Origin of the sequence: Pseudomonas sp. Z003-0.4C(8344-21) (genome assembly GCF_900104975.1) — a bacterium.
In the GTDB taxonomy this organism is placed as follows: domain Bacteria; phylum Pseudomonadota; class Gammaproteobacteria; order Pseudomonadales; family Pseudomonadaceae; genus Aquipseudomonas; species Aquipseudomonas granadensis.
On record NZ_LT629756.1, the window covers coordinates 2075337 to 2090889 of the forward strand.

Here is a 15553-nt window from a genome sequence, read left to right on the forward strand (position 1 = left end):
GCGACACCGCCTGTCGATTCAGACTGACTCTGACGGATGCCAATTGCTTATGGCATCAGCATTCATGGATTAGACAGCGCTCTTTTCGGGGGCTATGTCTGCAGCTCAAGGGTATCGTTTCGCGTGAAAATTCTAGTTACCGGCGGCGCCGGGTTTATCGGCTCGGCAGTCATCCGTCACATCATCTCGAACACTACCGATTCCGTCGTTAATGTCGATAAGCTGACGTACGCTGGCAATCTGGAGTCTCTGGCCGAGGTCAGCCAGAATTCGCGTTACGCATTCGAGCGTGTCGACATCTGTGATCGTGATCAGATCGACCGGGTTCTGCGTGAGCATCAACCGGATGCAATCATGCATCTGGCTGCCGAATCTCATGTCGATCGCTCGATTTCCGGCCCTTCGGAATTCATTCAGACCAATATTATCGGCACCTACACGCTGCTTGAAGCCGCTCGCCATTACTGGGCTGCGCTGGACGTTGCGCGCAAAGCCAACTTCCGCTTCCACCATATTTCGACGGATGAAGTTTACGGAGACCTCGAGGGGCCCGAAGATCTTTTCACTGAAACCACGCCTTACCAGCCAAGCTCGCCTTATTCGGCAAGCAAGGCCAGTTCCGATCATCTGGTACGTGCCTGGGCTCGTACTTATGGCCTGCCGACACTGGTTACCAACTGCTCGAACAACTATGGCCCATGCCACTTCCCGGAGAAGTTGATCCCGCTGATCATTCTCAATGCACTGGAAGGCAAGCCGCTGCCCGTCTACGGCAAAGGCGACCAGGTGCGTGACTGGCTTTATGTGGAGGACCACGCTCGCGCCCTTTACAAAGTAGTCACCGAAGGCGTTATCGGTGAGACCTACAACATCGGCGGGCATAATGAAAAGCAGAATATCGAAGTGGTACATACCTTGTGTGCATTGCTTGATGAGCTGCGGCCGGATTCCGCCCACCGCCCCCATGCCAGTCTGATCACCTACGTGCAAGACCGCCCAGGTCATGACCAGCGCTACGCGATCGATGCGGGCAAAATCCAGCGAGAACTTGGCTGGGCGCCTGAAGAAACGTTCGAAACCGGTATCCGCAAGACGGTCGAGTGGTACCTGAACAATGCCGAATGGGTAGAGCACGTGAAGAGCGGCAGCTATCAGCAGTGGATCGATCAAAACTACGCAGATCGTTCGAATAAAGCATGAAAATCCTTCTGTTGGGGAAAAATGGCCAGGTGGGCTGGGAATTGCAGCGCTCTCTGGCGCCACTCGGTGAGTTGGTCGCACTTGACCGTCAAACGCTGGGAGGGCTGAGCGGAGATCTTGCGAGCCTTGAATCCTTGCGCTCGACAATCCGGCAGGTAGCGCCTGACGTCATTGTCAATGCCGCTGCCTATACTGCAGTCGACAAGGCTGAATCAGAGACCGAGCTGGCCAGTCGCATCAACGGCCTGGCGACTGGCGTCATGGCTGAAGAAGCCGCCGCGTCGGGCGCCTGGCTGGTCCATTACTCAACGGATTATGTTTTCAATGGTCAGGGTGTGACGCCATGGCTGGAGACGGATCCTGTTGCACCGGTCAATCATTACGGCGCCAGCAAGCTCGCCGGCGAGCAGGCGATTATTGCCTCAGGGTGCAAACACCTGGTCTTTCGCACCAGTTGGGTATACGGAGCCCGCGGGAATAACTTTGCCAAGACCATGCTGCGCCTGGCGAAGGATCGTGAAACCCTGAGCGTGATCGCCGATCAGATCGGCGCGCCGACTGGCGCAGACCTGATCGCCGACGTCACGGCTGTGGCGCTCCGCCAGGTTATGGATCAGCAACATCTGTCGGGTTTGTATCACCTGGCTGCTGCCGGTGAGGTGTCCTGGCATGGTTACGCCACGCATGTGATCGAATTCGCTCAGGCCAACGGTGAGCAGCTTACCGTGAAAGCCGTTGATCCGATTGAAACCACAGCCTATCCGACACCTGCACGCCGCCCCTTGAATTCCCGCTTGAATACTCAGAAGCTGCGCGACAATTTTTCTCTGCACTTGCCGGATTGGCAAAGTGGTGTAACCCGAATGCTTATGGAAGTTCTGAACAAATGACCACGACAAATCGTAAAGGCATCATCCTCGCCGGCGGCTCGGGCACGCGCCTGCATCCGCTGACTCTCGGCGTTTCGAAACAGATGCTGCCGATCTACGACAAGCCGATGATCTTTTATCCGCTGTCTGTGCTGATGCTCGCAGGCATGCGCGAAATTCTGATTATTTCCACGCCTGAAGATTTGCCCTGCTTTCGCAAGTTGCTCGGCGATGGCAGTACCTACGGTATCAAGCTCACTTATGCCGAACAGCCAAGTCCGGACGGCCTGGCTCAGGCGTTCATCATTGGCGAGGAGTTCATCGGCGAGGATCCTTGCTGCCTGATACTCGGCGACAACATCTTTTACGGTCAGCACTTTTCCGACAATTTGCGCGCCGCGACCGATCAAACACACGGTGCGACGGTGTTCGGTTATCACGTTTCCGATCCCGAGCGTTTTGGTGTGGTGGAGTTTGACGCAACGGGGCGTGCGCTGAGTATCGAAGAGAAACCCGTCAAGCCAAAATCCAACTACGCGGTGACCGGTCTGTACTTCTACGACAATCAGGTTGTCGAGATCGCCAAGAGCATCAAGCCTTCGCCGCGTGGCGAGCTGGAAATTACCGATATCAACCAGGCCTACCTCGAGCGCAAATCGTTGAAGGTCGAGATGCTGGGCCGTGGATTTGCCTGGCTGGACACAGGCACGCACGACTCCTTGCTGGAAGCCAGTCACTTCGTCCACACCATTGAGCAGCGCCAGGGCTTGAAGGTCGCCTGTCTCGAAGAGATCGCGTTCAACAACGGCTGGATTGAAGCGCAGCAGTTGGCAAAACAGGCGGACAGTCTGAAGAAAACCGGCTACGGCCAGTACTTGCAGAAATTGCTGGACTCCAGCACTCGCTGAGTCTTTGCGATCTCGCCCATGTTGTCAAAATCGTGCAAGCAGGAATGGAATGCCAGTAAGAACTCCCCGGGTTGCGGTTTTGCTGGCCGCTTACAATGGAATGCAATGGATCGAAGAGCAGATAGCTTCGATCCTGGGCCAGGTTGCGGTGCAGGTCAGTATTTACATCAGCGTCGATGCGTCCACTGACGGCACGGAGTCCTGGTGCGAAGAATTTGCGGCCAGGCACGCAAATGTAAACCTTCTGCCATGCGGCGAGCGTTTTGGAGGCGCGTCACGCAATTTCTTTCGACTGCTGCGTGATGTCGATTTGCGCGATTACGACTATGTCTCCTTTGCTGATCAAGACGATATCTGGCATGACGACAAGCTGGAGCGGGCTATCGCCTCGTTGCGCGACACGGGTGCCGATGCCTGTTCCAGTAACGTCACGGCGTTCTGGGAAAACGGCAGCAGGCGTCTGATCCACAAGGCACAACCGCAAACGCGTTGGGATTTCCTTTTCGAAGCGGCCGGCCCCGGGTGCACTTATGTGCTGAGCGCGACGTTGGCTCATGCGATGAAGCAATCGATGCTGACACATTGGGAAGAACTGCAAGATGTCACCCTGCATGACTGGTATTGCTATGCCTTCGCTCGCAGTCATGGCTATCGCTGGTACATCGATCCCCGTCCTTCAATGGAATATCGGCAGCATGAAAACAATCAGGTCGGCGCCAACACCGGCCTGGGCACGATGATTGCGCGTTACAAGTCGGTTCATGACGGCTGGTGGTTTACCCAGGTTGCCTTGATCGCAAGACTGACAGACCGCACGACCGATCCGTTCGTCAGCAGCTGGCTGCAATTGCGCCGCTGGCAATTGATACGCCTTTCGTTTGCGTCGTGGCACTGCCGTCGGCGTATCAGGGATCGCGTACTGTTTTTTCTGATTTGCTGGGGCACAGCGCTTGCAGGGAAGGCTGTCAGGTGAGTCCTTGTAAAGTACTGGTTACCGGTGCGAGGGGGTTCGTCGGTGAAGCGCTCGTGTTCCATCTACTGCTCGATCGCCGGTTCGCGCCCGTGGCAGCGGTGCGTGGCCCCACGCGTCTGCAAGGCCTGTGTCCGCTTGTTCAGCTTGAGCTTGGCTCAAGTTCTGCGGCGCAGCTGGCGGGTATCGACGTAGTCGTGCACGCAGCGGCGCGCGTGCATGTCATGCGCGAGACAGCGGATGATGCGCTCGCCGAATTTCGTCGCGTCAATGTCGACGCAACCTTGCAACTGGCCCGATCGGCTGCGCAGGCCGGGGTCAAGCGGTTTGTTTACATCAGCTCGATCAAGGTCAACGGTGAACGTACCGTTTGCGGTCGCCCCTTTACGGCTGACGATGTGCCGGCTCCCGAGGACCCTTATGGCTTGAGCAAGCACGAAGCCGAGCAGGCTTTGCGTTCGTTTGGCCAGCAAACGGGCATGGAAATCGTGATCATCCGTCCGCCGCTGGTTTACGGGCCTGGTGTGAAAGCCAACTTTCTCAGTCTGCTCAAAGTGCTGAACAAAGGCATTGTTTTGCCCTTGGGCGGCATCCGCAATCAGCGCAGTCTGGTGGCGATCGGTAATCTGGTGAGTCTGATCACTGCTTGCATCAATCACCCGGCCGCTGCCGGACAAACCTTTCTCGTCGGCGACGGCGACGATTTATCGACTCCGGTTTTGCTCAAGCGAATGGCATCGGCATTGCAGAAGAAGGTTCGCTTGTTACCCGTACCGGCGAAATGGCTGCTGTTCTTTGCGGCAGTTGTCGGTCGGCGCAATGTTGCGCAGCGAATCTGTGAATCACTGCAAGTCGATATCAGCAAAAACGCTGCCTTGCTGGGCTGGGTGCCGCCGATTGACGTCGACACTGCTTTGCGGCGCACCGCGGACCATTTTCAGGGAACTCGAAAGAGATGATTTTTGCCGGCTTGCTCACTTTGGTTTTTCTGCTGTCCTGGGCATTGACCCTGGGTTTGAGGCACTACGCGCTTTCCAAACGCTTGATGGATATCCCTAACGAGCGCAGCTCGCACACCGTGGCCACGCCGCGTGGCGGTGGTGTGGCCATCGTTGCCACATTTCTGCTGGCGTTGCCCGTGCTGTATGGGCTGGAGCTGCTGGACCTGGCGACTTTTTGCGCGCTGTCGGGCAGCGGCTTGTTGGTGGCGATCATCGGATTCGCCGACGATCACGGGCATATTGCTGCCAGGTGGCGCCTGCTGGGGCATTTTTGCGCAGCCATCTGGGCATTGTGCTGGCTTGATGGACTGGCCCCGGTAGCCGTTTTCGGTTCGGTTGTCGATTTCGGATGGATCGGGAACCTGCTTGCCGTGGTGTATCTGGTGTGGATGCTCAATCTCTACAATTTCATGGATGGCATCGACGGGCTGGCAAGCGCCGAGGCGCTATGTGCTTGTCTGGGCAGTGCTTTGATCTACGTGGTTAGCGGGCATGCGGAACCGCTCTGGGGCGCGCTTTTATTGAGCGGTGCCGTGGCCGGGTTTCTCTGCTGGAACTATCCGCCGGCGCGCATCTTCATGGGCGACGCCGGCAGCGGATTTCTTGGCATGGCGCTGGGAATATTGTCCCTTGGCGCGGCCATCGTCGCCCCGGACTTGCTCTGGAGCTGGGTCATCCTGTTAGGCGTTTTTGTGGTGGACTCGACCTGGACGCTGTGCAGGCGCCTGCTCAATGGTGACAAGGTTTATCAAGCCCATCGCAGCCATGCGTATCAATATGCATCCCGACATTTCCAGAGCCACAAGACGGTCACCCTCGCTGTCGTTGCGATAAACCTGTTGTGGTTACTGCCTTGCGCGCTGTTGGTGGCGCTGGGTGTGGTCTCCGGTATCACCGGGTTGATCATCGCGTATGCACCATTGCTGTGGCTGGCGGCGAAATTTGGCGCAGGTACTCGGGAAACCGCTTGATTGATGAGTGCGTGCCAGCGTGCTGCTTCGCTAGAGGCCTTGGCGGGCGTGGACCTTGATTAGGATAGTGGTATGATCGCCCCCCCGCGCAGGCCGAGCGGATGAGGCTGTTGCCAGTGGAGGTCAGACGGATCTGGCCTGGTAGGCATAGCCGGGAAATCTCTTAAAACATGTCAGTCAATTTGAGCAGTTCACAGTAGTGGAGCGGTAATAAATGCAGCATAAGGATAATAATTTAAACTTGCTTCGGCTGATTGCTGCGCTACTGGTCCTATACGCCCACTCCTTCGCCTTTTACGGCAACCCGCCGGCCGGCTTTCTGGGGCTTGCCTCCTACGGCGGTCTGGGCATCGAAATTTTCTTCATAATCAGTGGTTATCTGATCGTCAAGAGTTGGGATTCCACACCTTCGGTGGGCAATTTCCTGATCAAGCGATCGTTGCGCATTTTTCCGGCATTGATCGTGGTCGTGCTGATCAGCATGTTCATTCTGGGGCCGCTGTTTACGACTCTGACGATCAGTGAGTATTTCGCGCATCCGCAATTCTGGGGTTATCTGTGGAATGTCATCCTGAGTCCGGTGTTCTACCTGCCCGGTGTTCTGGAGCACGCGCGCGTCCCCAATGCCGTCAACGGTTCGTTGTGGAGTCTGCCGGTAGAATTCTTCATGTACCTGGTCGTCGTCGCGCTCGGGCTGATCTTCAAGAGCGGTCGCTGGGTATATGCAGCAGCAACCGCAGGGTTCGCGCTGACCGTTATTTTCTGGTGCTGGCGTGGCGCGGAACTGGTGGTGGTCTATGGCACTGATGTCCGTAATATTTTCCTGACCGGCATCTATTTCATGATTGGTGCCTGTTACGCGAAGTGGCGGCTTGAGCGCTGGTTCAGTCTATCGGGTGTTTGCGTGCTGATCATGGCGACCATTCTGCTGGCGCCGTATGCCCCGGTCTCGAAGATCCTGCTCTGGATCAGCCTGCCTTACGTTGTCCTGGCTTATGGCTTGTCCAGCAGCCGTTTGGGCAGCTGGATCAATCGCGTGGGTGACTGTTCCTACGGTGTGTACATCTACGCTTTCCCGGTCCAGCAGTTTGTATTGCTGAAATTCCCGGAGATGTCCTATCCGCTTTACCTGTTTGTCACGATTGCCATCACCTTGGTGCTTGGCTATGCGTCCTGGCATCTGGTGGAAAAACGCGTGTTGAAATTCAAGCCCAGGGACAAGTCCAGGGCAGAGGTCGGCGCGCAGACAAAACCGGTTTTTGTGCCAGAGGCTGAAAGCCTGAAGCCGATGACCCCGGATCGTTAAATGGAAGCCATGATGTCGTGCGGTAGTTGTGAAACGGTGATGAACGAGATGGAAACGTCCGGAGATTTTCAATGAGTTGGCTCAGGGCAATGCTGGCGGACCGCAGGATTCTGGTGAGCCTGATTTCAAATGATCTTCGGGCTCGCTACCTGACTAACTATCTCGGATTTTTGTGGGTATTCATTCAACCCTGCGCGACCACACTGATTCTGTGGTTCGTGTTTCAGTTCGGGTTCAAGGCGGCTCCCCACGGAGATTTCCCTTTTGTCTTGTGGCTGGTGTGCGGCCTGGTTCCGTGGTTTTTCACCGTCGAAGCATTGAATTCCGGATGCACGGCGGTCAAGGAAAACAGTTTTCTGGTGAAGAAAATCGTTTTCAAGGTATCGCTGCTGCCATTGGTCAAACTTAGCTCGGCAGTGCTGGTACACGTGTTCTTCGTGTTCATCCTGTTGCTGCTCTTCGTTATCTACGGCTATGAGCCGAACCTTTACTGGTTGCAGGTAGGGTATTACATCGCCTGTCTGTTCATGCTGCTTCTGGCAATCGCCTGGATTACCAGCTCGGTGGTTATTTTTTTTCCCGACCTGAGTCAGTTGGTGGCGATGGCTACGCAGTTCGGGTTCTGGTTGACGCCTGTGTTCTGGGATATCGATGCGATTCAGGGCAGGGCAGCGTCGTATCTGCGGTTGAACCCGTTTGCCTACATTGTCGAAGGATTCAGAGACTCGCTCATACGTGATGTCTGGTTTTGGCAACGTCCGACCCAGACCCTGTTTTTCTGGGGCGTCATGATTGTCCTGATGTTCGTGGGCTGGCATACGTTCAGAAAGTTAAGACCTCATTTTGCGGATGTTTTGTGATGAATGCAGTGAACGAGAGCGCAATCAGCGTCCGAAATGTCAGTAAGGTCTACAGGCTTTACAACAAGCCGGTCGACAGGCTGGTCGAAGCTCTTTCGCTCTTCGGCAAGCATCGGCATCATGATTTTCATGCGCTGACCGATGTCTCTTTTACTGTCGAAAAAGGCCAGACAGTCGGAATCTTGGGAAAAAACGGCGCAGGTAAAAGTACCTTGCTGAAAATCCTCACCGGCGTGCTGACACCCTCCAGCGGCGAGGTCACGGTTGTCGGTCGGGTAGCTTCCCTGCTGGAGCTGGGTGCAGGCTTCAATCCCGATTACACCGGCGTTGAGAACATTTATTTCCAAGGCTCCCTTATGGGTTACTCCCGTGAGGAAATGCAGACGCGGATCGCGGCGATTCTCGAGTTCGCCGATATTGGCGATTTCGTCAATCAGCCCGTTCGCATGTACAGCAGTGGCATGTTTGCGCGTCTGGCTTTTTCCGTGGCGATCAACGTCGAGCCGGATGTGCTGATCGTTGACGAAGCGCTAAGCGTCGGAGATGCGGGATTCCAGCTCAAATGCATGCTCAAGATGAAGCATATGCAAGAGCGTGGCACGACGATCCTGTTCGTTTCGCACGATACCCAGTCGGTCATTCGTTTCTGCCAGGCCGTTATTGTCATGCAGAACGGACAGATCATCGACCACAGCACCGATGTGCTGACCGCGACCAAAAACTACGAAAAGAAAGTTCGCAACAGCAGTTCGGTGTCTGTCCCGGTGGTCGAAGAACAGCATGTCGATGTTTCCTACGACACTGAGTTGGGGGATATCTCGGAGGTCCGGTTCGGTTCCGGCGCGGCAAAGATCAATGCCGTCGACTTTTTCAGTGCCGATGGAACGCAGACCAGCCACTTCGAACCCACCGAAGATGTCACGATGCATTGCTATGTGCAGTCGTACGCACAACTCAAGGAAGTGGTCATGGGTTATTCCCTGCGCGATGCCAAAGGCGTCGATGTTGCCGGGGACAATACGTTGCTGGCCGGGTGTAAATTCGATCTGGATGCAGGCGCTTACAAGATCAGTTTTACCTTCCCGTTGAATGTTGCCCCGGGAGAATATTTTCTGTTTATCGGTATGGCGAGTCTGGACGGAGAACGCGTTGAGCTTGATCAACGTTGGCCGATGCGCAAAGTCAGCGTGTCCGGTGGACGTCAGATCGTGGGCGTTGCCTATTGCCCGTCAACTGTCAACGTAGTGAAGGTTGCTTGAATCATGCTTAAGATCGGTAATGCTGATATCGCTGACACAGTCAGGTTTCATGTCGACGAAGCGGCTGAGTGCATCATCGAGGACGGTGTGCAGTTGCGCGATAACGTCGTCATCGAATGCGGGGCGCAAGGCTACTTGCGTATCGGTTCGGGTACTGTCATCAATTGCGGTACCTGGATCAACGGCAGTGGCAAGGTGACCATCGGCAAGGATGTGTTGGTTGCGCCCAACGTTTCCATCACTTCGTCGGCCCATCGCTATGATTTGCACGCGCCCATCAAGAATCAGGGCCTGCGACTGGCTGAAGTCAGCATCGGCGATGATGTATGGATCGGTGCCAGCGCTTCGGTACTGGCCGGTGCCGTGATCGGCAACGGCTCCATCATCGCAGCCAACTCGGTGGTGAAATTCAATATCGAGCCTGAAAGCATCGCGGCGGGGGATCCCGCAGCCAAAGTCGCTTCGCGCAAATACAAACGCGTGGTTTTCTACACCTTGCCACTGGTGTTGAGAGAGCGTGCAACATTATTCAGCAGTATCGTTGACGTCTATCTGCCACTGGCCAACAAGTTCAGCGACGAAGGCTGGGAGTGCATCTTCGTTGGTTCTGATGAGCTCAAGGCTCAATACCCGGATTTCCGCCACGCGTGGATCAGTCCGTCTTCTTACGGGTGTGAGTACCCGGTGTCAGGTAATGCCCACTGGCTGGAAGACTGGCGCTGCCTCCTCAATAAGCAGCCATTGAAATTCCATGATCATTTTGTCACTGCCTTGATCGACAACGTGGACCCGGATCTGGTGTTCTGCTGGAACTACGACGGTAGCCTCGAAACCGTGTGTGCGGCCAATGATGTGCCTTTGCTTTTCAATGAGCTGGGTATGTTGCGCGCGCCAAATCCAATGGCTTATTACTCGGACACCCGTGGGGTCAATGTACGCAGTGGATTTGCCGTCGAATTTGCCGAGTATCGGCAGCAGACCGGCGCCCAACCGACCGAGGAGGCGCTGGAACGACTCGCGCAGATGGAAGAGAGTTATCGTCTGGAGGGAAATCAACAGCTGCCGACGGCTCTGATTCTGCTGCAGGTGCAGGATGACTCGAACATCATCATGGGCTCGCCTTTCGCAAGCATGGCCGAGTACGTCGATCATGTGCTGACTGTCATCGGAAACAAGGATTACCGGGTAATTGTCAAACCGCATCCCTTGGATGAGGTGCCTGAGTTGCCCGAACATGTCGAGGTGGCCGACAGGGAACACAGCATCACGCAATTGATTGCCAGCGCCGATGTGGTGTTCACGATCAACTCTTCGGCGGGTTTTGAAGCCGCCCTGGCTGGAAAGACTGTCTACGCGTTGGGTAAGGCGCCGTACAGCGGCACCGGTTTGACCATCGATGTGAAACAACCGCAGGATCTTGCATCCCACTGGCAAGCGAACGGTGCTGTCGCACCGTGCAGCCGGGAATTCCGGGCGTTGCTTCTGGACTTTGCGCAGTCCCGCTACTTTTTGAGCGAGGCGCAATTCATCGAGCCATCGGCGCACCTTTCGCGCTTGACCCGGACATCAGTCAGCGGTCAGACGAGGAATGCATTCGACGCGGAACTGGAAGTTTACCGTCAGCAGTCTTACATCACCTGGCTTGAAGACAAGGCGCTGGAGGTGCAGGCGGATCTGGCTGCGCTCAATCATACGTATCTGGACATGCAGGCCGAGCTATCGGGTGTTCGCCACCAATTACATGAAACAAAAGAGCAACTTTCGGCGACGGATGACAGGCTCAGTCTGGTCCTGAGCGACAGGTATATGAATGACAACGACGAACTCATTCAGATGCAAAACCAGCTGCTCCTCGAGCAGGAACGACTGACGCAGCTTTTGCAGGCGCGTGAAGAGCAATTGCAGGCGCGCGAAGAGCAGATAGAGGTGCTCAAGTACGATCTCTGGAAGATTTATATCTCCAGATCGTGGCAAATCACCCGGCCGTTGCGCGGCGTTAGCCGTCTGGTTCTGCGCGGCTGGGGGAAAATGCAGCGCGTGGTCAGGAATCCGCGTGCCGTACTGCGCCCGGTTTACCAGAAATTCCCGGCGCTGATTGGCGTGCGCATGCGTGTGCGGCACCTGATCAAAAACGTGCAAGCGAAAATGATGCGGGCGATCAACTCCCGAAACAATCTCGCCGCCGTGCAAGCGATCGCGGATCGGCGTTTTGTCTACGCACCGACGTTGCCGGCGCTCGACGCGCAGCCCGTCATTGACGTCTCGATCGTGACCTATAACAGCAGCAAGTGGGTCGATGGATTCTTTGCATCGCTGACCGCGCAGGAATATCCGCTGCAAAAACTCAACCTGTGTTTTGTCGATAACGGCTCCAGCGACAATACTGTGGCCGAGCTGCAACGCTGGAAAACCACACTCGCGTCGCAGGTGGCGGGTTTTGAAGTGGTTCAGGGCAAAAACGTCGGCTTCGGTCTGGGACATGATCGGGCGATCAAGACCGGTCAATCCGAATGGATTCTGATCAGCAACATCGACATCGTGTTCGCGCCGCGATCCATCGCCAATGCGGTAGCGGCGGCAGGCAGCGATACCTCTGGAGCCGTTGCGTCATGGGAGTTGCGTCAGGCGCCCTACGAACATCCGAAATATTATGACCCGGTCACTCTGGAAACCAACTGGTCTTCCCATGCCTGCATCCTGGTCCGGCGCTCCGCTTACTTCAAGGTGGGCGGTTATGAGCATGAAATTTTCATGTATGGCGAAGATGTCGAATTGTCCTATCGATTCCGGTCTTTCGGTTACCAGTTGAAATACTGCCCGTCGGCAGTGGTTTACCACTACACCTACGAGCACGAGAACCATGTCAAGCCGATTCAGTTCACCGGCAGTACGTTGGCGAACGCTTATCTGCGCCTGCGTTATGGCGATATGAGCGACAAGTTCGGCGCGCTGGTCCTGCAAAGTGCTCTGTTGTTCCGCCCGGAAGTTTATGCTGGCGTTCGGCGTGATTTGATTGGCAACATCGGCAAGATCGTTCGCAAAGCGCCGCACTTTCTGTCGGGCAAGGGTTCCAGCAAGGAAACGTACTTCCCCTTCCGCGGGTTCGACTACGAAATGATTCGGGACGGCGCCTTCTGGACAATCGGTGAGCAACTCGACGAGATGCCGCTTGTCACGATCGTCACCCGAACTTATCGCAACCGCACCGAGTTTCTGCGTCAGGCGATCATCTCCGTACGCAATCAGACTTATCCGAACGTAGAGCTGGTGGTGGTTGAAGACGGCGGTGAGACGATGAAAGAGCTGGTGGCTGAGTTCCAGCAACAGCCAGGTCACCCGATCCGCTTCTACGGGATGGACAAAGTCGGTCGGTCCGTCACCGGCAACCATGGCCTCGAAATGGCCAAGGGTACTTACTGCATGTTCCTGGATGATGATGATCTGCTGTTCTCCGATCACGTCGAAGTGTTGATCGGAGCGCTGGCAAAAGATCACGAATCGGTGGCGGCCTATTCACTGGCCATGGAAGTCGGCACCATCACTGGCGCGGATGGACGTTACACCGAGACGAGTCATGAAACGCCTTCCTACTTCAAACAGGAATACGACTACAACGTCCTGCTGGACCACAACTTCATTCCGATTCAGTCGCTACTCTTCAAGCGTGAGCTTTACTTGCAACGTGGCGGATTTGAGACCGATATGAGCAATCTTGAAGACTGGAACCTGTGGCTCAGATACGGTTTTGGCAACAAGTTTACTTACGTCGCGAAAACCACTTCCTTGTTCCGTACTCCGGCAGACCCGAATATCCGTCTGGAGCGGCACAAGTTGTTGCACGATGCTTACAACATAGCCAAGGGACGGGCAGCGAAATCCTGTGAGGGTTACACCGCGTCTGCATGATGCATCGCCTGAGTAGTCAACTGGACAGCGCGAGCGATGACGCTGTTCAGTTGACTAAGTGTCGAGACGCGCCGGGATTTCAGGGATGGCGTGCATTGATGCTTCAGCGTCATCGGATTGTGTTTTGTCGGAACCCGGGCTTCATTTCGAAATCCACAGCAAAACTGCGCTGCATGGGTTTACAGTGTCGGGCGGCGGTAGATTTTCGGGTTCTGTTGCCCGCTGAAAGGAGTTCTCGTAGGTGCCAGAGATCAATATGGACAAGATGAGGCAGTTCCTGCTGGGCCTGCCGCGTAGAAACAAGAGGATGCTGCAAGTTGTCACGGACATCGTCCTGGTCTGGGTAGCGCTGTGGATGGCGTTCATCGTCAGGCTGGGCATCGACGAGATGGTCAATCCGTTCAAGGTCCACCTGTGGTTGTTCATCTGTGCACCGCTTGTCGCCATTCCTCTGTTCGTTCGGTTCGGAATGTATCGCGCCGTGATGCGCTATTTCGGCAATGACGCGCTTATCGCGATCATCAAGGCTGTCAGTCTGTCCTCGCTGGTTCTGGCGCTCGTCGTCTACTGGTACAGCAATCACCAGGTCGTTGTGCCACGTTCGATCATTTTCAATTACTGGTGGTTGAGCCTTGTCATCATTGGCGGCCTGCGCTTGTGCATGCGCCAGTATTTCATGGGGGACTGGTTCACCGCGGCGCAACATGTGCCCTTTACCAACCGCGATGACGGTCTGACCAAAGTGGCTGTTTACGGAGCCGGCGTGGCGGGCAATCAGTTGGTCGCGGCACTGCGCATGGGGCGGGTCCTGCGCCCTGTGGCTTTCATTGACGATGATCCTGGCATTTCCGATAGATCGATCTCAGGCCTGCAGGTCTATAAACCCAAACATATCCAGCAAATGATCGACGTGACCGGCGCTCAGGAAATCCTGCTCGCACTGCCGTCGTCCACCCGCGCGCGCCGGCGGGAGATACTCGATCTGCTGGAAGGTTTTCCTCTGCATGTACGCAGTGTGCCCAACTTCACGGATCTGGCCAGCGGGCGGGTCAGAGTCGAAGACATTCAGGAAGTCGACATCGCCGACCTGCTGGGTCGAGACGCGGTGCCTGCGCAGCCCGATCTGCTGGAACGCTGTATCACCGGCAAAACGGTGATGGTGACCGGAGCGGGTGGCTCCATCGGTTCGGAGCTCTGCCGGCAGATTTTTTTACTGCAGCCGACCACACTTATCCTGTTCGAACACAGTGAGTTCAATCTGTACAGCATCTTGCGTGAACTGGAAGAGCGCGGGTGTCGTGAATCGGTCCAGGTCAGGTTGTTGCCCATCCTCGGTTCGATACGGCATCAGGACAAGCTGCTGGATGTGATGAAAACCTGGAAAGTTGATACGGTTTACCACGCGGCGGCTTATAAGCACGTGCCGATGGTTGAACACAATATCGCTGAAGGCGTGCTCAACAATGTGATCGGCACGCTCAACACTGCACAGGCGGCCTTGCAGTCGGGCGTGTCGAACTTTGTGCTTATTTCCACCGATAAGGCGGTGCGTCCGACCAATGTCATGGGCAGTACCAAGCGGTTGGCCGAATTGACCTTGCAGGCACTGAGTCGGGAGGTCGCGCCGGTCTTGTTTGGCGACAAGTCCAATGTTTCCAGGGTCAACAAGACGCGTTTTACCATGGTGCGCTTTGGCAATGTGCTGGGCTCCTCCGGATCGGTCATTCCGCTGTTTCACAGCCAGATAAAGTCTGGCGGCCCACTCACGGTGACCCATCCGAAAATCACACGTTATTTCATGACCATTCCAGAAGCTGCTCAACTGGTGATCCAGGCAGGTTCGATGGGGCAGGGCGGCGACGTGTTCGTGCTGGACATGGGGGAGCCGGTAAAAATAGTGGAACTGGCGGAGAAAATGATTCATCTGTCCGGTTTGAGCATTCGTTCCGAACGAAATCCGCAGGGCGATATTTCCATCGAGTTCACGGGTTTGCGCCCTGGTGAAAAGCTGTACGAGGAGCTGCTGATCGGCGATAACGTCGCGTCCACGCCGCATCCGATGATCATGACAGCCAATGAAGACCATTTGCCGTGGGATGTGTTGAAGGTCAGGCTAAGCGAGCTGCTCGCCGCCGTTGAAAGTGACGACTACGCCCGCGTTCGTCAGCTCCTGCGCGAGACTGTCAGCGGCTACACACCAGACGGCGAGATAGTCGACTGGATCTATCAGCAGCGCCGCCTTGAAACCTGATTGTTTCACATCCTGTAACGCTCGCATTTTTGACATCCCCCCGCCATGACCT

Annotated in this window: 11 protein-coding genes; all 11 read left to right on the top strand. The window is 55.7% G+C overall.

From position 1 onward, the window contains the following. Positions 1-123 precede the first annotated feature (123 nt). Entirely contained in the window at positions 124-1200 is a 1077-nt protein-coding gene (rfbB, locus tag BLU24_RS09590) for a dTDP-glucose 4,6-dehydratase (protein WP_093099547.1), read from the top strand. Then, a complete protein-coding gene (gene rfbD, locus BLU24_RS09595) occupies positions 1197-2090 on the top strand; it encodes a dTDP-4-dehydrorhamnose reductase (RefSeq protein WP_093099549.1) in 894 nt (297 codons plus the stop codon). Before rfbB ends, rfbD begins: the two co-directional genes overlap by 4 nt. After that, positions 2087-2977 (top strand): glucose-1-phosphate thymidylyltransferase RfbA, encoded by an 891-nt coding sequence (rfbA, locus tag BLU24_RS09600; RefSeq protein ID WP_090285049.1) that lies wholly within the window; start codon positions 2087-2089, stop codon positions 2975-2977. Before rfbD ends, rfbA begins: the two co-directional genes overlap by 4 nt. A gap of 49 nt (positions 2978-3026) precedes the next feature. Next, positions 3027-3950, top strand: a complete 924-nt coding sequence (locus BLU24_RS09605; protein ID WP_093099551.1) for a glycosyltransferase — start codon at positions 3027-3029, stop codon at positions 3948-3950. Continuing rightward, a complete protein-coding gene (locus BLU24_RS09610) occupies positions 3947-4906 on the top strand; it encodes a UDP-glucose 4-epimerase family protein (RefSeq protein WP_093099554.1) in 960 nt (319 codons plus the stop codon). The genes BLU24_RS09605 and BLU24_RS09610 overlap by 4 nt, the downstream gene beginning before the upstream one ends. Beyond that, a complete protein-coding gene (locus BLU24_RS09615; RefSeq protein ID WP_093099557.1) occupies positions 4903-5919 on the top strand; it encodes an MraY family glycosyltransferase in 1017 nt (338 codons plus the stop codon). Before BLU24_RS09610 ends, BLU24_RS09615 begins: the two co-directional genes overlap by 4 nt. A 214-nt stretch (positions 5920-6133) precedes the next feature. After that, positions 6134-7225, top strand: coding sequence for an acyltransferase family protein (locus BLU24_RS09620; RefSeq protein ID WP_093099559.1), 1092 nt, complete (start codon positions 6134-6136; stop codon positions 7223-7225). Between the two features lie 71 nt (positions 7226-7296). Continuing rightward, a complete protein-coding gene (locus BLU24_RS09625) occupies positions 7297-8085 on the top strand; it encodes an ABC transporter permease (protein WP_093099561.1) in 789 nt (262 codons plus the stop codon). Further along, positions 8085-9344 (top strand): ABC transporter ATP-binding protein, encoded by a 1260-nt coding sequence (locus BLU24_RS09630; protein WP_090285037.1) that lies wholly within the window; start codon positions 8085-8087, stop codon positions 9342-9344. The genes BLU24_RS09625 and BLU24_RS09630 overlap by 1 nt, the downstream gene beginning before the upstream one ends. Positions 9345-9431: 87 nt before the next feature. Beyond that, a complete protein-coding gene (locus tag BLU24_RS09635) occupies positions 9432-13250 on the top strand; it encodes a glycosyltransferase (RefSeq protein ID WP_172833251.1) in 3819 nt (1272 codons plus the stop codon). Between the two features lie 256 nt (positions 13251-13506). Beyond that, positions 13507-15501, top strand: coding sequence for a polysaccharide biosynthesis protein (locus tag BLU24_RS09640; RefSeq protein ID WP_090285033.1), 1995 nt, complete (start codon positions 13507-13509; stop codon positions 15499-15501). Positions 15502-15553: the final 52 nt, after the last annotated feature.